The 21,746-nt window shown below is 65.5% G+C and carries 20 protein-coding genes; 4 read left to right on the forward strand and 16 right to left on the reverse strand.

The genetic code is table 11. The features are described 5' to 3' along the window. Positions 1-273: 273 nt before the first annotated feature. Both eda and edd read right to left on the reverse strand, forming a co-directional pair. Positions 274-903 (reverse strand): bifunctional 4-hydroxy-2-oxoglutarate aldolase/2-dehydro-3-deoxy-phosphogluconate aldolase, encoded by a 630-nt coding sequence (gene eda / locus QCE69_RS12365; protein ID WP_309918367.1) that lies wholly within the window; start codon positions 901-903, stop codon positions 274-276. Between the two features lie 80 nt (positions 904-983). Then, positions 984-2,924 (reverse strand): phosphogluconate dehydratase, encoded by a 1,941-nt coding sequence (edd, locus tag QCE69_RS12370; RefSeq protein ID WP_309930994.1) that lies wholly within the window; start codon positions 2,922-2,924, stop codon positions 984-986. Between the two features lie 299 nt (positions 2,925-3,223). Here edd and QCE69_RS12375 point away from each other — a divergent pair, with 299 nt between their 5' ends. Further along, positions 3,224-4,063, forward strand: a complete 840-nt coding sequence (locus QCE69_RS12375; RefSeq protein ID WP_309809737.1) for a MurR/RpiR family transcriptional regulator — start codon at positions 3,224-3,226, stop codon at positions 4,061-4,063. Between the two features lie 36 nt (positions 4,064-4,099). On the opposite strand, the gene QCE69_RS12380 is transcribed toward QCE69_RS12375, so the two are convergent. The 9 genes from QCE69_RS12380 to QCE69_RS12420 form a co-directional block, all read right to left on the reverse strand. Further along, positions 4,100-4,516, reverse strand: coding sequence for a CopD family protein (locus QCE69_RS12380; protein WP_309918373.1), 417 nt, complete (start codon positions 4,514-4,516; stop codon positions 4,100-4,102). Positions 4,517-4,539: 23 nt separating this feature from the next. Then, complete coding sequence (locus QCE69_RS12385) at positions 4,540-5,811, reverse strand: glutamate-5-semialdehyde dehydrogenase (RefSeq protein WP_309930996.1); 1,272 nt, start codon at positions 5,809-5,811, stop codon at positions 4,540-4,542. Between the two features lie 162 nt (positions 5,812-5,973). Continuing rightward, positions 5,974-7,071: a DNA polymerase III subunit delta gene (gene holA, locus QCE69_RS12390; RefSeq protein ID WP_309930998.1), complete on the reverse strand. Its 1,098-nt coding sequence runs from the start codon at positions 7,069-7,071 to the stop codon at positions 5,974-5,976. A gap of 19 nt (positions 7,072-7,090) precedes the next feature. Continuing rightward, the gene (lptE, locus tag QCE69_RS12395) at positions 7,091-7,669 is read right to left on the reverse strand and encodes an LPS assembly lipoprotein LptE (RefSeq protein ID WP_309918381.1); all 579 of its coding nucleotides are present in this window, start codon (positions 7,667-7,669) and stop codon (positions 7,091-7,093) included. Between the two features lie 31 nt (positions 7,670-7,700). Then, positions 7,701-10,295, reverse strand: coding sequence for a leucine--tRNA ligase (leuS, locus tag QCE69_RS12400; protein ID WP_309918384.1), 2,595 nt, complete (start codon positions 10,293-10,295; stop codon positions 7,701-7,703). A gap of 224 nt (positions 10,296-10,519) precedes the next feature. Further along, positions 10,520-10,948, reverse strand: a complete 429-nt coding sequence (locus QCE69_RS12405) for a biopolymer transporter ExbD (RefSeq protein ID WP_309918387.1) — start codon at positions 10,946-10,948, stop codon at positions 10,520-10,522. Continuing rightward, entirely contained in the window at positions 10,930-11,622 is a 693-nt protein-coding gene (locus tag QCE69_RS12410) for a MotA/TolQ/ExbB proton channel family protein (protein WP_309809748.1), read from the reverse strand. Before QCE69_RS12410 ends, QCE69_RS12405 begins: the two co-directional genes overlap by 19 nt. 15 nt (positions 11,623-11,637) lie before the next feature. Then, entirely contained in the window at positions 11,638-12,435 is a 798-nt protein-coding gene (gene dapB, locus QCE69_RS12415) for a 4-hydroxy-tetrahydrodipicolinate reductase (RefSeq protein ID WP_309931000.1), read from the reverse strand. Positions 12,436-12,540: 105 nt separating this feature from the next. Next, the gene (locus QCE69_RS12420; RefSeq protein ID WP_309918392.1) at positions 12,541-13,347 is read right to left on the reverse strand and encodes an outer membrane protein assembly factor BamE; all 807 of its coding nucleotides are present in this window, start codon (positions 13,345-13,347) and stop codon (positions 12,541-12,543) included. A 189-nt stretch (positions 13,348-13,536) separates the two neighbouring features. Here QCE69_RS12420 and fur point away from each other — a divergent pair, with 189 nt between their 5' ends. After that, positions 13,537-13,965, forward strand: coding sequence for a ferric iron uptake transcriptional regulator (fur, locus tag QCE69_RS12425; RefSeq protein WP_309809755.1), 429 nt, complete (start codon positions 13,537-13,539; stop codon positions 13,963-13,965). Positions 13,966-14,104: 139 nt separating this feature from the next. Here fur and QCE69_RS12430 read toward each other — a convergent pair whose 3' ends face one another. From QCE69_RS12430 to QCE69_RS12440, 3 genes are read right to left on the reverse strand one after another with little or no spacing between them, the layout of a single operon-like run. Beyond that, the gene (locus QCE69_RS12430) at positions 14,105-14,614 is read right to left on the reverse strand and encodes an ureidoglycolate lyase (protein ID WP_309918395.1); all 510 of its coding nucleotides are present in this window, start codon (positions 14,612-14,614) and stop codon (positions 14,105-14,107) included. Continuing rightward, positions 14,611-15,621 (reverse strand): allantoicase, encoded by a 1,011-nt coding sequence (alc, locus tag QCE69_RS12435; protein ID WP_309931002.1) that lies wholly within the window; start codon positions 15,619-15,621, stop codon positions 14,611-14,613. Before alc ends, QCE69_RS12430 begins: the two co-directional genes overlap by 4 nt. 39 nt (positions 15,622-15,660) lie before the next feature. Further along, complete coding sequence (locus QCE69_RS12440; RefSeq protein WP_309931004.1) at positions 15,661-16,980, reverse strand: C4-dicarboxylate transporter DctA; 1,320 nt, start codon at positions 16,978-16,980, stop codon at positions 15,661-15,663. Between the two features lie 239 nt (positions 16,981-17,219). Between QCE69_RS12440 and QCE69_RS12445 the strand changes: the two genes are divergently transcribed. Further along, a complete protein-coding gene (locus QCE69_RS12445; RefSeq protein ID WP_309918404.1) occupies positions 17,220-17,912 on the forward strand; it encodes an FCD domain-containing protein in 693 nt (230 codons plus the stop codon). A 113-nt stretch (positions 17,913-18,025) separates the two neighbouring features. After that, positions 18,026-18,415 (forward strand): hypothetical protein, encoded by a 390-nt coding sequence (locus tag QCE69_RS12450; protein WP_309918407.1) that lies wholly within the window; start codon positions 18,026-18,028, stop codon positions 18,413-18,415. 97 nt (positions 18,416-18,512) lie between these two features. On the opposite strand, the gene gap is transcribed toward QCE69_RS12450, so the two are convergent. Continuing rightward, a complete protein-coding gene (gap, locus tag QCE69_RS12455; protein ID WP_309833325.1) occupies positions 18,513-19,523 on the reverse strand; it encodes a type I glyceraldehyde-3-phosphate dehydrogenase in 1,011 nt (336 codons plus the stop codon). A gap of 53 nt (positions 19,524-19,576) precedes the next feature. Beyond that, complete coding sequence (gene tkt, locus QCE69_RS12460) at positions 19,577-21,595, reverse strand: transketolase (protein WP_404987316.1); 2,019 nt, start codon at positions 21,593-21,595, stop codon at positions 19,577-19,579. Positions 21,596-21,746: the final 151 nt, after the last annotated feature.

A 21,746-nucleotide genomic window follows, 5' to 3' on the forward strand; every position in this document is an offset into this window, starting at 1 on the left:
TTTTTCGCCTTGCGTGCGGCCTGTATCGCAATCCTTACTGGCGAGTTCGGTGGCGAACTCGGCGCAGCAGCAACGGGCACGCCCGCGTCAGGCGCTGGGCAACAGAATTTTACTTGCTGAAAGGCGTTTCAGCCGAAGACGTGCGGGTTTCGCGGCGTCTTTTCATCGGCGATGTCGCGGATGGCCCGACGGCGCATCCGGATCACAGGCTGTCTCCCATCTTTTTATCGTCGATGGACGCGCGGGGCATGCGCGCGCCCATCGCATGGAACATCAGTGCGGCGCCAGTTCGCTTGCGGCGCGCGCGAGACGCGTGACTTCGTCCCAGTTCTGCGCGGCCAGCGCCGCCTTGGGCGTCAGCCACGAACCGCCGACGCACACCACATTGGGCTGCGCGAGGAAACTGGTCGCGGTCTCGGCGGTGATGCCGCCGGTCGGGCAGAAGCGCAGATTGGGGAACGGGCCGTAGAACGCCTGCAGCATCGGAATGCCGCCCGCCTGTTGCGCCGGGAAGAACTTGACGATCTCGTAGCCCAGTTCCATGGCGGCGATGATGTCGGACGGCGTCATGACGCCCGGCAGCAGCGGCAGGCCGGCGTCCTGCGCGGCCTTGTGCATGTCCTTCGTCAGACCCGGCGAGACGCCGAACTTCGCGCCTGCCTTCTTCGCCTGCGCGCAATGCTCGGGCTTCGTGATCGTGCCCACGCCGACCACGATGTCGTCCGCGAGCTGGCTCGCGCGTTCGATCGCGGCAATGCCGGCCGACGTGCGCAGCGTGATTTCCAGCACCTTCACGCCGCCTGCGTGCAGCGCGCGCGACACGTGTTCGCCCTGCTCGACCGAGTCGAAGGCCAGAACCGGAATCACCGGTCCCAGACGCACGATTTCGCTTACCGTTTTCATGTGATGCGACTCCTGGTTTGATGCGGCGCCTTGCAGGCGATCCGCGGGGTTCTCTCAGGCCGGGCCCGGGCCGTTCAGCGTCAGTGATGCGCGGCGTGCGCCTTGTTGAGCGCCGATGCCGCCGCGCGCGCGTTGTCGCGCAACGGGTTGCGCTCCTGCAGCGCCGCGCCGTCGGCCTGCGCAGCGTCCGCGCCGATCAGCGCGCCGAACACCGATGCGCCCTCTTCCGCCGGCAGCGCCGCGCTGCGGAACACGCCGAACAGTTCGCGCCCGAAGCCGACTTCGTTCTCGGCCTGATACAGCGGCGCCTGGACTTCGCGCGCCGCCCATTCCTGTTCGTCGATCTCGATGTCGAGCACGCCGGACGGTGCGTCGATCACCAGCATGTCGCCGGTGCGCACCTTGCCGAGCGGACCTTGCAGCAGCGCCTCGGGCGACACGTGGATCACCGCCGGCACCTTGCCCGATGCACCGGACATGCGTCCGTCGGTAACCAGCGCGACATGGAAGCCCTGATCCTGCAACACGCCCAGCAGCGGCGTCAATCGATGCAGTTCCGGCATGCCGTTCGCCCGCGCGCCCTGGAAACGCACCACGGCGACGAAGTCGCGTTTGAGCTCGCCCTTGTCGAAGGCTTCCTGCACTTCTTCCTGCGAATTGAAGACGATGGCCGGCGCCTTCACCACGCGATGCTCCGGCGCGACCGCCGAGATCTTGATGACGCCGCGGCCGAGCTTGCCCTGCATCAGACGCAGGCCGCCGTCCGGCTGGAACGGCTCGCCGATGCCGCGCAGCACCTTGCTGTCGTGGCTTTCGGCGGCGCCGTCGATCCATTGCAGCTTGCCGTCGATGAGCTTCGGCTCCTTCGTGTAATGCGACAGCCCCCGGCCCGCGACCGTCTGCACATCCTCATGCAGCAGTCCGCCTTCGAGCAGATTGCGCACGAGGAACGCGACGCCGCCCGCCGCGTGAAAGTGGTTCACGTCGGCCTTGCCGTTCGGGTAGATCTTCGCGAGCAGCGGCACGGCTTGCGAGAGCTCGTCGAAGTCATTCCAGTCGATGATGACGCCCGCCGCGCGCGCGATCGCCACGAGGTGCAGCGTGTGATTGGTTGAGCCACCCGTCGCGAGCAGTGCGACGATGCCGTTGACGATGGCCTTTTCGTCGACCACATGGCCGATCGGCGTGTAGTTGCCGCGCTCGTGCGTCAGGTCCAGCACGCGGCGTGCGGCTTCGGCGGTGAGCGCATCGCGCAGTTCGGTGTGCGGATGCACGAACGCCGAACTCGGCAGATGCAGGCCCATCACTTCCATCAGCATCTGGTTGCTGTTGGCGGTGCCGTAGAACGTGCAGGTGCCGTGGCCGTGATACGCGGCCGCCTCGGCTTCGAGCAGCGCGCTGCGGTCGCACTTGCCGGTGGCGAACTCCTGGCGCACCTTGGCCTTGTCGTCGTTGGTGAGGCCGCTGGTCATCGGGCCGGCCGGCACGAAGATGGTCGGCAGATGGCCGAACTGCAGCGCGCCGATGGCCAGGCCCGGGACGATCTTGTCGCACACGCCGAGACACAGCGCGGCGTCGAACATGTTGTGCGTCAGCGCGACGGCCGTGCTCATCGCGATGACTTCGCGTGAGAACAGCGACAGTTCCATGCCCGCATTGCCCTGCGTGATGCCGTCGCACATGGCGGGCACGCCGCCCGCGAACTGCGCGATACCGCCGTGTTCGCGCGCCGCCTGCTTGATGAGGTCCGGAAAACTCTTGTAGGGCGCGTGCGCGGACAGCATTTCGTTATACGAGGACACGATGCCGATGTTCGGCTCGCGCACCGCCTTGATCGCAAATTTTTCCTGGCCCTCGAGGCCCGCGAAGCCGTGCGCGAGGTTCGCGCAGGACAGCGCGCCACGCGCCGGGAACATGCCCTGCGCGGCGTCGATGCGCGCCAGATAAGCGGCGCGCGTCGGCTTGCTGCGCGCGATGATGCGGTCGGTGACGTGCTTCAGTTGCGAATGCGGGGAAACCATCGATGCTCCTTCGTCTCACTCCCGGCGCGCTTGCCGTCGAGATGGGGTTTGGAATTGCGAGGAACGGCGCTGGAGTTGTTGTCGTGTCGTTCGCCGATGGACCGAATATTAGTAGAAAAACTACATGCATTCAATGGGGTTTATGCGGACAACGCACTTCAAAGCATCGTGCGCTTAAGCTTTCACGATGCGCTTCTCAGGGAAATCCCTGGGTTATACCGCCGAAATTATGTAGTATTTGTACAAGCCGAATGATCGGCTATAGTCGCAAACAATTTTCAGCATAGGCGAGATTTCCGATGTTGCTGTCCCAAGTCGAAGCAATGCGCGAACAGTTGCGGCCCTCCGAGCGCAAGCTGGCCGACTACGTGCTCGAAGCGCCGCGCGAAGTGCTCGATCTCTCGATGACCGATTTCGCCGCGCGCGCCGGCGTGAGCCAGCCGACCATCGCGCGCTTCTGCCAGGCGCTCGGTTTTTCCGGCTTTCGGGAATTCAAGATCCGCCTGGCACAAGGCGTAGCAGCGGGCGTTCCCACCGTTTATCGCGATGTGAAGAGCGACGAGCCGCCGGCGGGCGTCGCGGCGAAGGTGCTGGACCGGACCATCGGCGCGTTGATCGAGGTACGCAACAGTCTGTCTTCGGACAGCGTCGCGGCGGCCATCGCGATTCTCGCGGACGCGCGGCGCATCGAGTTCTACGGCGCGGGCGGTTCCGGTATTGCCGCGCTCGACATGCAGCACAAGTTTTTCCGGCTCGGCGTGCCGTCCGTCGCCTATTCCGATCCGCACACGTACACGACTTCGGCCGCGCTGCTCGGCCCGGGCGATGCCATCGTCGCGATCTCGAACACCGGCCGCACGCGCGACATCCTGGATGCGTGCAAGTCCGCGCTGCACGGCGGCGCGAAAGTGATCGCGATCACGCACGGCAACTCGCCGCTGGCGCGGCTGGCGACGGTGGGACTCTTTGCCAACGTCGACGAGGACACGGATATCTTTTCGCCGATGACGTCGCGCGTCTCGCATCTCGCGATCGGCGACATTCTGGCGGTGGGATTGGCCCTCGCACGCGGTCCGAAGCTGGCGGAAAAGCTCGCGGAAGCGAAGGACGTGCTGGAGAGCCGCAGGGTGGGCACGTGAGCCGCGGCGCGGCTCACGCGGGAGACATCAGAAAGATCAGAAAGGCTTGACGACCACGAGCAGCGTCGCACCGAGCAGGCCGAGCACCGGCAGCTCGTTGAACATGCGATACCACTTGTCCGAGCGTTTGTTTTCGCCGCGCTGGAAGGTATGCAGCAGGCGTCCGCAATACGCGTGATAGACGATGATCAGCGCGACGATAGTGAGCTTCGCGTGCAGCCAGCCCTGCCCCGCGCCGATGCCGACAATGAGCCACAACCACAGCCCGCACGCCAGCGCCGGCACCGCGATGAAGGTCATGAAGCGGAACAGCTTGCGCGCCATCAGCAGGAGGCGCGCAGTGGCCTTGGGGTCGGTTTCCATCGCCAGGTTCACGAAGATGCGCGGCAGATAGAACAGTCCCGCGAACCACGAGGCGACCAGCACGATGTGCAACGATTTGATCCAGAGCATCGGTCTTGTTGGTTTTCGCGAGGTTATTGACGCACTTCGCCGCGCCCCAGCACGACGTATTTCAGCGAGGTCAGTCCGTCCAGACCCACCGGGCCGCGCGCATGCAGCTTGTCGTTCGAAATGCCGATCTCCGCGCCCAGCCCGAATTCGAAACCATCGGCGAAACGTGTCGACGCGTTGACCATCACGCTCGCCGAATCCACTTCGCGCAGGAAACGCATGGCGCGGTCGTGGTCTTCGGTGAGGATGGCATCGGTGTGATGCGAGCCGTAGGCATTGATGTGGTCGATGGCTTCGTCCAGCCCTTCGACGATCTTCACCGCGAGCACCGGCGCGAGATATTCGGTGCTCCAGTCGGCTTCGGTGGCGTCGACGAGCCCGCCGATCCGCGCCGCCTCCAGCACGGCGCGCGCGGCGGCATCCACGCGCAACTCGACGTCCTTTGCCTGATACGCACGCGCGAGCAGCGGCAGCGCTTCATGCGCGATGCCGCGCGCGACCAGCAGCGTTTCCATTGTGTTGCAGGTGCCGTAGCGATGCGTCTTCGCGTTGTCGCAGACGGCCGCGGCCTTCACGAGGTCCGCGCGGTCGTCCACGTAGACGTGGCAGATGCCGTCAAGATGCTTGATCATCGGCACGCGCGCTTCTTCCATCAGCCGCGCGATCAGGCTCTTGCCGCCGCGCGGCACGATCACGTCGACGAATTCGGTCATCGTGATCAGCTTGCCGACCGCCGCGCGATCCGCTGTCTCCACCACCTGCACCGCGTCCTGCGGCAGGCCCGCCGTTTCCAGCCCGACGCCGATCAGTTTCGCGAGCGCCGTATTGCATTCGAGCGCCTCGGACCCGCCGCGCAGGATGGTCGCGTTGCCGGACTTGAGGCAGAGCGCGGCGGCGTCGATGGTCACATTCGGGCGCGATTCATAGATGATGCCGATCACGCCGAGCGGCACACGCATCTGCCCAACCTGGATGCCGCTCGGACGGAACTTGAGGCCGCTGATCTCGCCGATCGGATCGGCCAGCGCGGCTACCTGGCGAAGGCCTTCGACCATGGTGTCGAGGGCCTTGTCGGACAGCGTCAGCCGGTCGATGAATGCGGCGTCGTGGCCTTTTTCGCGCGCGCGTGCGAGGTCGCGTGCGTTCGCCTGCTTGAGCGCCTCGCGCTCGCGTGCGATGGCGTCCGCCACCGCGAGCAGCGCGGCGTTCTTCGCCGCCGTCGAGGCCCGCGCCATCGCGCGTGACGCCGCGCGGGCGCGGCGGCCGAGGTCGGTCATGTACTGGTCGATGTTCATCGTGAGTCTCTTCCTGATGCCGCTGATCCGCAGTGTTTTCTGCGCGCTGGCCGGTGCGGGACGGGCGTCCGCGAGCCAGCCGCGCAGAATTCATTCTAAGCCGGGACGCCGCGTGAAACAGGCCGCGACGGCCGCGCCTTATCGACGCAACCTCGACGCAACTTATCGACGCGGTCGCGCCGAGGCCATCGCCGCGGTCCGCCCCGGCTGGCCGCCGTGCGCCACGGCCATCGCGAGTTCGAACATGCCGGCCCACGGATCGGGCGGCGTCTCGCTGCCGCGCTTGCCCGTGCCGCCGGACAGCCCTTTCACCTGACGATCGAGCCGCGCCGCCAGCGAGAGCGCCTTTTCGAGCGCCTCGTCCGTCACCCGCGACAGCGCCGGCGGGATCAGCCGCTCGCGCGGTCCCCACACGCGGTTCTCGCGCATCAACGTGGCGAGCGGCTTGCCGGCGGCGACGCCGCGCTTGATGCGCAACAGCGTGCGCACTTCCTCGACCAGCGCCCACAGCACCAGCACGGCCGCTTCGCCCTCGCCCTTCAGGCCGTCGAGCATGCGCGCGAGCCGGCCGACGTCGCCGGTCAGCATCGCTTCGTTGAGCTTGAACACGTCGTAGCGCGCGACGTTGAGCACGGCATCGTGAATCTGCTCGAAACTGAGCACGCCTTCCGGATACAGCAGGCCGAGCTTCTGGATTTCCTGATGCGCGGCGAGCAGGTTGCCTTCCACCCGTTCCGCGATAAACGCCAGCGCGCGCCGTCCGTCCTCGCCGGGAGGAACGCGCTGGCCCTGTTGTGCGAGCCGCTGGCCGACCCACATCGGCAGTTGCGCGCGCTCGATCGCGTCGATCTTCAACGCGACGCCCGCGCCGAGCAGCGCGCTGAACCACGCCGATTTCTGCGTCGCGCTGTCCAGCCGCGGCAGCGTGACGAGCGTGACGACGTCGGGATTGTCGGCGGCGGCGAGCGCCTTCAGCGCCTCCGCGCCTTCCTTGCCCGGCTTGCCGGTGGGAATGCGCAGCTCGATCAGCTGGCGGTCGCCGAACAGCGACATCGACTGGGTGGCGCCGAGCAGCGCGCTCCAGTCGAAACCGCGCTCGACCGTGAACACCGAGCGGTCCGTGAAGCCGGCTGCGCGCGCCGCGGCCCGGATGCGGTCGCACGCTTCCTGCGCGAGCAGATGCTCGTCGCCATGGACGACGTACAGCCCCTTCAGGCCTTTCGCGAGATGCGCGTCGAGCGCGTCGAGCTTCAGTTGCATGCGCGCGGGTTGCTGGCGTTCAAAGCGGCGGCACCGGCAGCGGCGCGCGCGGCGCGACGCCCGGGGTCTGCTCGCCCGGCGCCGGATGCAGCGAGCGCACCGTGGCGAGCCGACGCGTCAGCTGATCCACGGCGTCGTTGCGCATGTCGGTGTAAAGCAGCGTCGATTCCTGCGACTTGGCGAGCGTGTACTGGTCGCTGTAGGTCATCGAGCGGTTCAGCGCGATCACGCTCGGCGGAATCAGCAAGGTGCCGTCCGCGCCGACCAGCGTGTAATTCAGGCTGTAGACGAGCTCGTATTCCTGCACGACGCCCTGCGAGTTCAGGCTGAGCGTGCGCATGCCCTGGCCTTCCGTCAGGCGCAGCGTGGCGTCCGGCTTCTCGTACGCCTTGACCACCACCGTATCGCTGCCGCCCTGGATCATGCGCTCGAGGCGTCCGACCATCTGCGGCGCGCCGCCGCTGATGGCGAGCCGCTTGAACGCATAGTCCTGCTGTCCGCGCAGCTGGAAGCCGCACGCGGACAGCACGGCCGCGCCGCCCAGGAGCGCGAGGAACGAACGCCTGCTGACGCCTTTTTCGAAGGCTTTTCCGGTCACATCGACTCCTTGGTTTTGGGCATCGGACGCATTACACGACCACGTTGACGAGACGCCCCGGCACCACGATCACCTTCTTCGGCGTGCGGCCTTCGGAGAACTTCCCGAACATGTCATGCGCGACCGCCGCCTGCTCGATGGCGTCGCGCGAGGCGTCCTTCGCGACGGTCAGCGCGCCGCGCACCTTGCCGTTGATCTGCAGCACGAGTTCGATTTCCGCCTGTTCGAGCGCGGCTTCGTCGACCTTCGGCCAGGGTGCGTCGAGCAGCGGGCCGAAAGTGTCGGCATAACCGAGTTCCGACCACAACTGGAAGGTCGCGTGCGGCACCACCGGATACAGCACGCGCAGCAGCACGCCGAAGGTCTCGTTCAGCACGCCCTCGCCCGCCTGCTTCGCGCCTTCGAGCGCGTTGAGCATCTTCATCGCGGCGGACACGACCGTGTTGTACTGCAGGCGGCCATAGTCGAAATCGGCCTGCTTGAGCACGGTGTAGATCTCGCGGCGCAGTGCGCGGTCGGCGTCGCCGAGCTTCGCCGCGTCGAGCTTGCCATGCTGGCGCAGCGCGGCGGCGTTGTCGTGCCCGAAGTGCCACACGCGGCGCAGGAAGCGGCTCGCGCCTTCCACGCCCGCGCCCGACCATTCGAGCGACTGCTCCGGCGGCGCCGCGAACATCACGAACAGGCGCGCGGTGTCCGCGCCGTACTGGTCGATCAGCGTCTGCGGATCGACGCCGTTGTTCTTCGACTTCGACATCTTCTCGACGCCGCCCAGCACGACCGGCTGGCCGTCGGCATTGAGCGTCGCGCCCGTGGGACGGCCCTTGTCGTCGTGCGCGACCGTGACGTCGAGCGGGTTGTACCAGGTCTTCTTGCCGGCCGCGTCCTCGCGATAGAAGGTCTCGTTCAGCACCATGCCCTGCGTGAGCAGGTTCTTCGCGGGCTCGCCGAACTTCACCAGCCCCATGTCGCGCATGACCTTGGCCCAGAAGCGCGAATACAGCAGGTGCAGGATCGCGTGCTCGATCCCGCCGATGTACTGGTCCATCGGCATCCAGTAGTCGGTGCGTTCGTCGACCATGCTCGTGGCGTCCGGCGCCGCGTAGCGCGAGAAGTACCACGACGAATCGACGAAGGTGTCCATCGTGTCGGTTTCGCGCTTCGCAGCGGCGCCGCAGGTCGGGCAGGCGCAGTTCAGGAACGCTTCCGACTTCGCCAGCGGATTGCCCGAGCCGTCCGGCACGAGGTCTTCCGGCAGCACGACCGGCAGGTCCTTTTCGGGCACCGGCACGTCGCCGCACTTGGGGCAATGGATGATCGGGATCGGCGTGCCCCAGTAGCGCTGGCGCGAGATGCCCCAGTCGCGCAGGCGCCAGGTGATCTGCTTGTCGCCGAGGTCTTTCGCCTTCAGGTCGGCGGCGATCGCGTCGATGGCCTCCGCCGTGGTCAGGCCATCGTACTTGCCGCTGTTGATGAGCTTGCCCGCGGTCTTGTCGCCGTACCATTCTTCCCAGGCGTCGGTCGAATAGGTCTTGCCTTCGACATCGATCACCTGGTTGATCGGCAGGCTGTATTTCTTCGCGAAGGCGAAGTCGCGCTCGTCGTGCGACGGCACGCCCATCACCGCGCCTTCGCCGTAGGACATCAGCACGTAGTTGCCGATCCACACTTCGACCTGCGCGCCCGTCAGCGGATGCGTGACGAAGAAGCCCGTGGGCACGCCCTTCTTTTCCATGGTGGCAACATCGGCTTCCGCCACGCCGCCGCGCTTGCATTCGTCGATGAACGCCTGCAGTTCCGCGTTGTCGCGCGCGAGACGCGTGGCAAGCGGATGCTCCGCCGCGACCGCCGCGAAGGTGACGCCCATGATGGTGTCGGCGCGCGTGGTGAAGACGCGCAGCAGCTTCGCTTCGCCGTCGATCTCATACGGGAAGCCGAAGTTCACGCCGAAGCTCTTGCCGATCCAGTTCTGCTGCATGATCTTGACCCGCTCGGGCCAGCCGAGGCCTTCGAGGTCGTCGAGCAGTTGATCCGCGTAATCGGTGATGCGCAGGTAGTACATCGGGATTTCGCGCTTTTCCACCAGCGCGCCCGAGCGCCAGCCGCGCCCGTCGATGACCTGCTCGTTGGCGAGCACGGTCTGGTCGACCGGGTCCCAGTTCACGGTGCCGGTCTTCTTGTAGGCGATGCCCTTTTCCAGCATCTTGAGGAACAGCCACTGGTTCCACTTGTAGTACTCGGGCGAGCACGTGGCGACTTCGCGCGACCAGTCGATGGCGAGACCCATCGACTGCATCTGCTTCTTCATGTACGCGATGTTCTCGTACGTCCACTTCGCCGGCGGCACGCCGTTGGCCATCGCGGCGTTCTCGGCGGGCATGCCGAACGCGTCCCAGCCCATCGGCATCAGCGTGTTGTAGCCGTTCATGCGCAGGTAACGGTACATCACGTCGTTGATGGTGTAGTTGCGCACGTGACCCATGTGCAGCTTGCCGGACGGATACGGCAGCATCGAGACGCAGTAAAACTTGGGCTTGGCCGACGTCTCGGTCGTCCGGTAGACGTCGTTCGCACGCCAGGTGGTCTGCGCGGCGGATTCGACGTCGGCGGGTACGTATTTATCGTGCATGGTGTGGTGGCTTTACGCTAAGGCTGGGAACGGACCTCGGAACCCGCCGCTCTCGTGATGGCAAACGGCTGATCCTGGCGCCGCGGGGTCACGGGGTCTCGTGTGCCGGACCGGCGCGGCGTCGAATGTCGGCCCGCTGGCGGAGGCAATCCGCGCAAAAACGGGCAAATCGCGATTATACCGTTCGATGCGGCGCGTCAGGCGCATGCACGCGCCGCGCGAACTCAACGCGCCGACTGCTGCGCCGGCTGTGTCACGAAGCCGATCCGCTCGATCCCCGCCTGCTGCGCCGCGCCCATCACCTGCGCGATGACGTCGTAGCGCGTCGCGCTGGAGGCACGCAGATGCAGTTCCGGCTTCTGCGCCGCGCGGCCCGCCTCGACGAAGCGCGCGCGCATCTGCTCCACGCCGATGAGCGTGTCGTTCCAGTAGAGCTTGCCGGTGTCGTCGATGGACAGCGTGATGGTCTGCGGCGTCTCGCGCGCCGGCTGGGACGAGACCTTCGGCAGGTCGAGGCGGATGGCGTGCGTGAACAGCGGCGCCGTGATGATGAAGATGACGAGCAGCACGAGCATGACGTCGATGAGCGGCGTCATGTTGATCTCGGCCATCGGCTGGCCGTTCGCGTGCTTGTCTAGTCCGCCGAAGGCCATGTGCGCTCCGTGTCCGCCGTGCCGCACACGAACGCGTGCAGGTCGTGAGCGAAGCCGTCGAGTTCCTCGGAAATCTGCCGCACGTAGCGGCCGAGCACGTTGTAGGCGAGCACGGCGGGAATCGCGACGACCAGACCGAAGGCCGTCATGATGAGCGCCTCGCCGACCGGCCCCGCGACGTTCTCGATCATCGCCTGCCCGCTCGACGCAATGCTGGACAGCGCGTGGTAGATGCCCCAAACGGTGCCGAGCAGGCCGACGAACGGCGCCGTGCTGCCCACGGACGCCAGCAGCACCTGGCCGAATTCGAGACGGCGTTGGGAGCTCAGCATCGCCTGGCGCAGCGCCCGCAGCACGCGCTCATTGCGTTCGACCCGCGACAGCAGTGCGCCCGGCATGTCCGCCTCGGACGCGCGCCAGGCGGCCTCGGCGAGCGGCAGGAAGACGCGTTCGCGATCGGCGCGCCGCAACGCGCCGATGCCGTCCTTGAGCGTCGCCGACTGCCAGAAGCGTTGCAGCGCGCGCGGACCCTGCCATTTGGCGCGCGCAAGGATCCACGCCTTCATGAGCAGGAAGCACCAGCTGGCGAGGGACATCGCGAGCAGCAGGCTGGCGACCGCGTGCGTGACGGCGTCGCCGGATTGCAGATAGTGGATGACGCCCGTGGCGGCCATGGTCGCGCGGCGGTATCAGCGCAGGCCGAGCACGTCCTGCATGTCGAAGAAGCCCTTGTCGTGGCTTTGCAGGAAACGCGCGGCGCGCAGCGCGCCTTGTGCATAGGAGAGACGGCTGGACGACTTGTGCGTGATCTCGATGCGCTCGCCGATGCCCGCGAACAGCACGGTGTGATCGCCGACGATGTCGCCACCGCGAATCGCGGAGAAGCCGATGGTCGACGGATCGCGTTCGCCCGTCACGCCTTCGCGGGCGTACACGGCGCAGTCCTTCAGGTCGCGGCCGAGGGCCTTCGCGATGACTTCGCCCATGCCGAGCGCCGTGCCCGAGGGCGCGTCCACCTTGTGGCGATGATGCGCCTCGATGATCTCGATGTCGTAGCCGGTCGCGAAATGCTGCGTGGCGAATTCGAGCAGCTTCATCGTGACATTCACGCCGACGCTCATGTTCGGCGCGAACACGATGCCGATCTTCTCGCCGGCCTCCTTCAGCTGCGTCTTCTGCTCGTCCGAAAAACCGGTCGTGCCGATGATCAGCTTCACGTTGTGGCGCAGCGCCGCTTCCAGGTGAACGAGGGTGCCTTCGGGGCGCGTGAAGTCGATCAGGGTGTCGGCGTTGGCGAACACGCGCTCGATGTCGTCGGTCAGCAGCACGCCGGTCGTCTTGCCGAGGAACGCGCCCGCGTCCTGGCCGAGCTGCGGCACGCCGGGCCGGTCGAGTGCGCCGACGAGCTGGGCGTCGGGATCGTTGAGAACGGTTTCGATCAGCATCCGGCCCATGCGGCCCGATGCGCCGGCGATGGCGATCTTCATGGCAATCTCGTTTGATGAACCGCGCCCGGCGCGCGGCCGGGGCGTGGTGGTTCAGTGCGATGTTTCAGCAAGGCGGCCCGGCACTCGAGTCCGGACCGACTGACTCTACTGCGGCATCGTGAACTGCGTCTGGCCGCTGCCGCTTCCGGCCGGCGCGGGCGACGTACTCGCCGGACCGACCGCGCTGCTGTCGGGAATCTGGATCGGCTGCGGCTTGCGCTGGAGCTGGATCTGCGAGTTGCTGCCCGAGGCGCCGCCCGCACCCGGCGCGCCGCCCGCGCTCGTCGGCGCGCTGCTGAATGCCGAAGAACGTTGACGACCCGCAGGCATTTCGACTTGCGCCGTCGCGCGGTTGGCGGCTTGCGCGGCCTGCTGGTTGGCGTCGCCGGCAAAGGCATTCGACGCGTTGGGCTGCGTGGACGGCTCGCCTGCCGGCGCCGTAACGGTCACGCCCGACGCGGCCGAAGCCGCCGATGCCGGAGCCGCCGCAGCGCCAGGCGCCGTCTTGGCAACCTTGACGCCCTTGTCGCCGTCGATTTCGGCGAGCAGTTCGAGGTTTGACGGCAGGTTTTCACCGCCCGACCAGCTCACCACGCGGTCGCTCGCGAAGTTGACGACGAAGTCGCGTTGCTGCACGACGGCGGTGGATCCGCGCTTGAAGTAGAAGACGTAGTCCCAGCGGTCCGCGTGGAACATGTCGATGAGCAGCGGCGTGCCCAGCAGTTGCTTCACCTGGTCGCGCGACATGCCGACCTGCATCTGCGCGGCAGCTTCCGCCGAAACGAAATTGCCTTGCACGACCGTGATCCGATACGGTGTGATGCTTTGCGCGATCTTCTGCGTGACGCTGTCGTACGCCGAGCAGCCGGCGAGCAATGCGGCCAAGGTTGCTGCGATCACGGTTCCCCGCATGCGACGGCTCTCCCTGCTATTCGATAAAGATTGAAAAAACATTTCACCTTTCACGCGAGGCGCTTGAAGTCCGCGCCCGCTTCGTCCGACGAGCCCGCAAGCATACGCGACGCAAGCACGCGGGATGTCGGGAATCGGAAAAACGCATTACTATGAGAACCTTGAATTGTACTCTAGGGATGCCTAGCCATGACCAATCCCGCCGATCTCAAAAATATCGGGCTCAAGGCGACCCTGCCCCGCCTCAAGATTCTCGAGATTTTCCAGCACAGCCCGGTGCGCCATCTGACCGCTGAAGACGTGTATCGAAACCTGCTCAACGAAGAGCTGGATATCGGTCTCGCCACGGTGTATCGCGTGCTCACGCAGTTCGAGCAAGCCGGCCTGCTGTCGCGAAGCAATTTCGAATCGGGCAAGGCCGTATTCGAGCTGAACGAAGGATCGCACCACGATCACCTCGTCTGCATCGACTGCGGCCGCGTCGAGGAGTTCTTCGACGCGGAGATCGAACGCCGCCAGCAATCGATCGCCAAGGAACGCGGCTTCAAGCTCCACGAGCATGCGCTCGCGCTGTACGGCGCATGCACGAAGGAAAACTGCCCGCACCGCAAGCATTGAGCGCCGCGCGCCGCTGATCGAGCGGCGCCGGATGCAAAAAACCGCCGTCCATCTCTCCGATGGACGGCGGTTTTACTTCGCCTGTACGTTTCGCGATCTGCTTATGCGAGCGATTCGCAACTGCATTTCGCAGTCGACATCACGCGGCGCGCGCGGCCGGTTCGATCAGCGTGCAGTGCTCGGGCAAGTCGAGTTCGTCGCAGTTCGGCTGGTCGCCGCCGCGATCCACCACGATGAAATCGCCTTCCCGGTCCAGCACGATCAACGGGTGATGCCACACGCCGCGCGCATAGTTCACGCCTTGCCAGCCGCGCGCATGGAACGCGCGCAACGCGCTCGCATCGAACTCGCCCGCCGGCGCCACCACCACGAGATAGCGCACGTCGGCGAGCGGCACGAACGCCTGGCTGCCGAGCGGATGACGCTCCATCATCGAGATGACGACCGGTTGCGGACGCGGCTGCCCGCGAAACAGGTTGATGAGTGGACGCCCGCCGTTCTCGAAGCCGATGTCCACCCGCGCGAGATCGTGAAAGCGTTCGGTCGTGCCGGCGTTGATCGGAAAATGGCGCGCGCCTTCCAGTTCGATGACATCGCCGAACGGTGCGAAAGCTTCGCGCGTGAGCGGTTCCAGCGTCAGCGTTTTCATTCGATTGCCCCAAAGATCCGCAGCCGCGACACGCCGCCGTCCGGATAGATGTTGAAGCGTACGTGCGTCACCGGGCCGAGCGCGGCGAGTTCGTGCTCGAAGCGATGCACGCTGTCCATCGAGAGCTTCTGCTCGTCGAGCAGCACCGGCCAGAACATTGCCTGCGTGACGAGCGATTCATCCGTGCCGCCGACGACGCGCGCCGCCTGCAACGAACAGCGGTCCGGATAGTTGCCCTTGAAGTGCGCGGTGTCGACTTCGATCGCGCGGATCACGCCGGCATGCGCGAGCGCGACGATCGCCCAGTCGTTGCCGGGCTCGCGCCGGCGCCGCGTTTCCCAGCCGTCGCCCATGTTGACGCCGCGTCCGGGCATCAGCATCTGCGACGCAGGACCGAAATGCTGGTTGTTCGCCGCGATCAGCGAAGCGCCGTTCTCGAGCGCCGCGAGATCGAGCAGCGTGCCGCGTTCGACGCGCGCAAAATCCGTCTTCGGCTGGCCGTACACCCGCAGCCGCGCGATGCCGCCGTCCGGATAGATGTTCACGCGCAGATGCGTGTAGGCGCGGCTGTCGGCGATGTCGAGATAGTGATGATGATCGCCCTTGAGGGTCGTCGACGGCACGATCTCGCGCCAGTCGCCGTCTTCCTGCGGATTCGGGCTGTTGCTCACGCAGGCGTCGATGGACGCCGCAGGCGGAAAGTTGCCGGTGAAGTGACTCGTATCGATGTCGATGCCGTGAATCACGCCCGCGCGCGCGAGCTTGACGATGCAATAGTCGTAACCCGTCGTGCGCTTGCGGCGCGTCTCCCAGCCGTCCATCCACTTGCCGTGTTCGTCGTACTTGCCGGGGATGAACACCGCGGGCTGCGGCTCCAGCATGCGCGACTTCGGCGCGAAGAATTCATCGCTGGCGAAGAGCGCCTGCGCGCCCAGGCGCGGATCAGCCAGATTCATGTAGCGGCGGGCGAATGTGGGAGCGTCGGCGGGGAGAAGCGGATTGGCCATGTCGAATTCCTTCGGTTGCGTTTGCGTTTGCGTGAATGTTCAGACTGCATGAGCGGGTTCGTTGCCGTGCGCCGCGTCCGGCGCGGCGGGCACGAAGCGATAGTCGGCGTCCTGGTCGAGTACGCGCTTCGCACGCACCCGGTCGATGTCGTTTTCCCACACCGCGACGACCACGGTCGCGACGCAGTTGCCGATCAGGTTCGTCACCGCCCGCGCAATGCCGACGAACCAGTCCACCGGCAGGATCAGCACGAGCCCGAGCACGGGGATCGCGGGAATGGCGGAGAGCGTCGCCGCGAGAATCACGATGGCCGAGCCCGGAATGCCGTGCGCGCCCTTTGACGTCACCAGCGAGACCAACACGACCACGATCAGATCGTGCAGCGACAGCGGCGTGTTGGTGGCCTGCGCAATGAAGATGACCGCGAGCGTCAGGTAGATCGAGAAGCCATCGAGGTTGAACGAGTAACCGGTCGGGATCACCAGACCGACGGTGGAATCCTTCACGCCCATCCATTCGAGCTTGCGCATGATCTGCGGCAGCACCGCATCCGAGGACGCCGTGCCGAGCACGATCGACAGTTCCTCACGCAGATAGCGCACGAGCTTGAAGATGGAGAAGCCCGCGAGCCGCATCACCACCGCGAGCACCACGAACACGAACAGGAAACAGCTGGCATAGAACACCATCACCAGCAGTCCCAGTTGCTTGAGCGACGCGACGCCGTACTGACCGGTCGTGAACGCGATCGCGCCGAGCACGCCGAGCGGCGCCAGCTTGATGATGAACGCCATGATGCGGAAGAACACGGACGAGAGTTCGTCGATGAACACCGTCACGCGCTGCGCCTTGTTGCCGAGCAGCGAGAGGGCCGAGCCGAACAGGACCGCGAACACCAGCACTTGCAGGATGTCGCCTTTCGCGAAGGCGTCGACGGCGGTGTCGGGAATGATCTTCAGCAGGAAGCCCGCCGTGTCCTTGAGACTCTTCGCATGCTCGGTGTAGGTGGAGAGCGCGGAACCATCGAGCGTATGCAGGTCGATGTTCATGCCGACGCCCGGCCGCGTGATCCACGCGAGAATCGCGCCGATCACCAGCGCCAGCGTGGTCATGATCTCGAAGTAGACCACCGCCTTCAGCCCGACGCGCCCGACCTTCTTCAGATCGCCTGCGCTTGCCATGCCGCTTACCACGACACAGAACACGATCGGCCCGATGACCATCTTGATCAGCTTCAGGAAGCCGTCGCCCAGCGGCCGCAGCGACTGGCCGAAATGCGGAAACAGCGCGCCGATCACGATACCGATGACCAGCGCGATCATCACCCTGCCGAACAGCGAATTCAGAAATCTCGACACGACCATCTCCTCGTGTAATGTCTCACCTCCGGAGCAACTGTTCCGACTGGTCGGACCAGTGCTGTGATGGAGAATATTAGAAAGCCGATATAGCGGCGTCAAGGAAGCATTGATAACGGTTTACCCTGTGAAGAAGCGGCACGGAAATGGCCATGGAAAGGTCGACGAACGGTCGTTCACACGCGCCGGCGGGAGGCGCATACAATGGCGGTCAGACCGGCCAAAGCACCCACTTCCCCATGAAAAACGTTCCGCACACCGTCACCGACGCGGCCATCGCGACCATCCGCGAGCGCATCGAATCGAGCGTGTATCCGGTAGGCAGTCTGCTGCCGGCGCAGCGGCAGTTATCGGAAGAACTGGCGATCAGCCGGGCCTCGCTGCGCGAAGCGCTCTCCACGCTCGAAGCGCTCGGCATGCTGCATATTCGCCCCGGCAAGGGCGTGTATGTCAGCAGCACGCAGGCGAGCAATGCGCATCCGTGGCGTTTCGCGGATCAGGCGTCGCTGCCGGACACCTATCAGATGCGTTTCGCGCTGGAAGGCTTTGTCGCGCGTCTGGCGGCGCATTCCATCGGCGATGCGGACGTCGACTGGCTCGACGACAACCTCGCGTCCCTGCATGGCGCGCTGACGGAAGCGGCGCTGGAAGAAGCCGCGCAGCTGGACTTCGCGTTCCATATGCGCATCGTGAGTCTCGCGGGCAACGCGGCCATCGAATCGATCCTGCGCGGCAGCGCCGACATCATGAAGGAGAGCCAGCGCCTGCCCTTCTATCGGCGGGAACTGGTGCTGTCCACGTACCACGAACACGCGGCGATCATCGAAGCGCTCAAGGCACGCGACGGCGAAGCGGCCGGCGAGGCGATCGAAGGACATATCGTCAATGCGGCGCAGCGGGCGGGCGTGCATTTTCCGGTGCCGAAACGATAGCGCGCCGGCACTTCTCCGGCGCTTCGCGGTCTCAGCAAGGGCCGCACGCGCCAAAGTTTTCCATGCGCTTGCGCTGCCCTGCAATTGACTGAATACCAACAGGAGCAGCGTCGATGGACATGCAACAACTCGCTTCAGAATTTCTCGCGTCGGAACACGGCGCACAAGCCACCCAGGCGCTCGCCGACCAGGGCTTCAGCACGGAAGACAGCCAGCAGATTCTCGGCACGGCGGCTGAAACGGCCCATGCCCACGTGGAGGAGCAGCACGAAGGCCTGCTGGGCGATCATCCCGGCAAGAGCTTCTTCGCGGCGTTTGCGTCGGGACTGGTGCGCGGCGACGGCTTCTTCAAGTCGATGGAGGAAGGCGGTGAAGGCGTGCTGACAGGACGCATCGCCGAATCGATTGCGGCGCGCATGGGCATGGACCCGGGCACGGCATCGACGGTCGCGGCAGCGGCCACGCCCTATGTCATCTCTTTCCTGCGCGAAAAGCTCGGCTGAACCCACGCAACACGCAACACGCAGTCGAAAAAAAGCCGCTCCGAGGAGCGGCTTTTGCATGCCTGAAGCTGAAACTGAGACTGAAACGCAGTGCAGCTTACTTGGCGTTGGCGAGCGCCACGGCCGTGTCCAGCATGCGGTTCGAGAAGCCCCACTCGTTGTCATACCAGCTCGACACCTTCACGAGACGGCCCGACACCTTCGTGAGCGTCGCATCGAAGCTCGACGAAGCCGGGTTGTGGTTGAAGTCGATCGAGACCAGCGGTGCGTCGTTGTAGCCGAGAATGCCCTTCAGCTCACCTTCCGCCGCGTCCTTCATGATCTTGTTGACTTCTTCCACCGTCGTGTCGCGCGCGGCGATGAACGACAGATCCACCACCGAGACGTTGATCGTCGGGACGCGGATGGCATAGCCGTCCAGCTTGCCGTTCAGTTCCGGCAGCACGAGGCCGACCGCCGAAGCCGCGCCCGTCTTCGTCGGGATCTGGCTGTGCGTGGCCGAGCGCGCGCGGCGCAGGTCTTCGTGATACACGTCCGTCAGAACCTGGTCGTTCGTGTAGGCGTGGATCGTGGTCATCAGGCCGTTCACCAGGCCAATCTTGTCGTTCAGCGGCTTGACCAGCGGCGCGAGGCAGTTGGTCGTGCACGACGCGTTCGAGATGACCGTGTCCGATGCCTTCAGCACGTTATGGTTGACGCCGTACACGATGGTCGCGTCGACGTCCTTGCCGCCCGGCGCCGAGATGATGACCTTCTTCGCGCCGCCCTTGATGTGCGCGCTGGCCTTTTCCTTCGTCGTGAAGAAGCCCGTGCACTCGAACACCACGTCGACCTTCAGCTCGCCCCACGGCAGTTCGGCCGGGTTGCGGTTGGCCAGCACGCGGATCTTGTCGCCGTTGACGACGAGGTAGTCGCCGTCCACCGAGACTTCGCCCGGGAACTTGCCGTGCGCCGTGTCGTATTGCGTCAGGTGGGCGTTGGTCTTCGCATCGCCCAGATCGTTGATCGCGACGATCTCGATGTCATGCTTCTTGCCGTTCTCGTAGAACGCGCGCAGCGTGTTGCGGCCGATGCGGCCGTAGCCGTTGATTGCAACGCGAATCGTCATGGTCTATCTCCTGATGGTAAAAAAACCTTGTCCGCTGGTGGAAGCACGCGCGTTCACGCCGCGAGCACGTCCTTCGCCGTCTTGACGACGTTCTCCACCGTGAAGCCGAAGTGCTTGAACAGCGCGCCGGCCGGGGCCGATTCGCCGAACGTGTCGATGCCGACCACGCCGCCTTCCAGGCCCACGTACTTGCGCCAGAAATCCGTCACGCCCGCTTCGATCGCCACGCGCGCCACGCCCTTCGGCAACACGCGTTCGCGATACTCGGCGTCCTGCTTGTCGAAGACGTTCGTGCAGGGCATGGACACGACGCGCGCGCCGATGCCTTCCTTCGCCAGCGCCTCGACCGCTTCCATGGCGAGCTGCACTTCCGAGCCGGTGGCCATGAGGATGATCTTGCGCGCGGGGATGTCGTCGTTCCAGTCGCGCAGCACGTAGCCGCCCTTCGCGATGTTCGCGATCTGGATGTCGTTGCGCGGCGAATACTGCAGGTTCTGGCGGCTGAAGATCAGCGTCGACGGACCGTGATGCGCGATGGCATGCGTCCACGCAACCGCCGTCTCGACGGTGTCCGCCGGACGCCAGGTCTGCAGGTTCGGAATCAGGCGCAGGCTGGAGACGTGTTCGACGGACTGGTGCGTCGGGCCGTCTTCGCCGAGGCCGATGGAGTCATGCGTGAACACGAAGATGGAACGCGACTTCATCAGCGCGGCGACGCGCAGCGCGTTGCGGCTGTAGTCCGAGAACGTCAGGAAGGTGCCGCCGAACGGACGATAGCCGCCATGCAGCGCGATGCCGTTGATGGCCGCGCTCATGCCGAACTCGCGCACGCCGTAGTTGATGTGGTTGCCCCACTGGATGCCCGCGTGATCCGGGTTGGCGTTCTCCTGATCGCCCGCCGCGCGGACCGCCTTTGAGGCCTTCCAGTTGGTGAGGTTCGAGCCGGTCAGGTCGGCGGAGCCGCCGAGCAGTTCCGGCAGCGCGGCCGCGAGACCTTCGATGGTGTTCTGCGAGGCCTTGCGGGTTGCAATGGTCTCGCCCTTCTGGTTCGCGTCCTCGATGATCTTCGCCGCGGCTTCCGCCCAGTTGGCCGGCAGTTCGCCGCTCATGCGACGCGTGAACTCGGCGGCTTCGGCGGCGTACTTCGCGCGATAGGCGTCGAACGCCTTGTTCCATTCGGTTTCCGCGTGCTTGCCCTGCTCTTTCGCGTCCCACGCGGCATACACGTCCTGCGGGATCTCGAACGGACCGTAGTTCCAGCCGATGGCCGCGCGCGTCGCCGCGATTTCCTTGTCGCCGAGCGGCGCGCCGTGCGCGTCGTGGCCGCCCGCCTTGGTCGGCGCGCCCTTGCCGATCACCGTGCGGCAGCAGATCAGCGTGGGCTTGTCCGACTTCTTCGCGGCCGCGATGGCGGCGTCGACGGCATCGACGTCATGACCGTCCACCGCGCGGATCACGTTCCAGCCGTAGGACTCGAAGCGCTTCGGGGTGTCGTCGTGGAACCAGTGCTCGACGTGGCCGTCGATGGAAATGCCGTTGTCGTCGTACAGCGCGATCAGCTTGTTCAGCTTCAGCGTTCCGGCCAGCGAGCAGGCTTCGTGCGAAATGCCTTCCATCAGGCAGCCGTCGCCGAGGAAGACGTAGGTGTGGTGATCGACGATCTTCGCGTCCGCCTTGTTGAACTCGGCGGCGAGCAGCGCCTCCGCCAGCGCCATGCCGACCGCGTTGCCGACGCCCTGGCCGAGCGGGCCGGTGGTCGTCTCGACGCCCGGCGTCATGCCCACTTCGGGGTGGCCCGGCGTCTTCGAATGCAACTGGCGGAAGTTCTTCAGTTCGGCGAGCGGCAGGTCGTAGCCGGTGAGGTGCAGGAGCGAGTACAGCAGCATCGAGCCGTGACCGTTCGAGAGCACGAAACGGTCGCGGTCGAACCAGTGCGGATTCACCGGATTGTGCTTCAGATGGCGCGACCACAGCGCGACGCCGATTTCGGCCATGCCCATCGGCATGCCGGGGTGGCCGGAATTGGCTTGTTGAACGGCGTCCATGGCGAGCGCGCGGATTGCGTTGGCCATGTTTTTGGCCACAGGGGCGGTCTGGCTGGAAGTCGGGGTCGTCATGTCGAGTCTGGGCAGGTCCTGGAAAGATCCGCAGTGCTTCTCTGGCTGGATGTCTCACTCGCGCCGGACCCGCGGCACACAACGTTTTCAGGACCGGAACGACGAG

The organism is Caballeronia sp. LZ032, assembly GCF_031451315.1.
Lineage (GTDB): Bacteria > Pseudomonadota > Gammaproteobacteria > Burkholderiales > Burkholderiaceae > Caballeronia.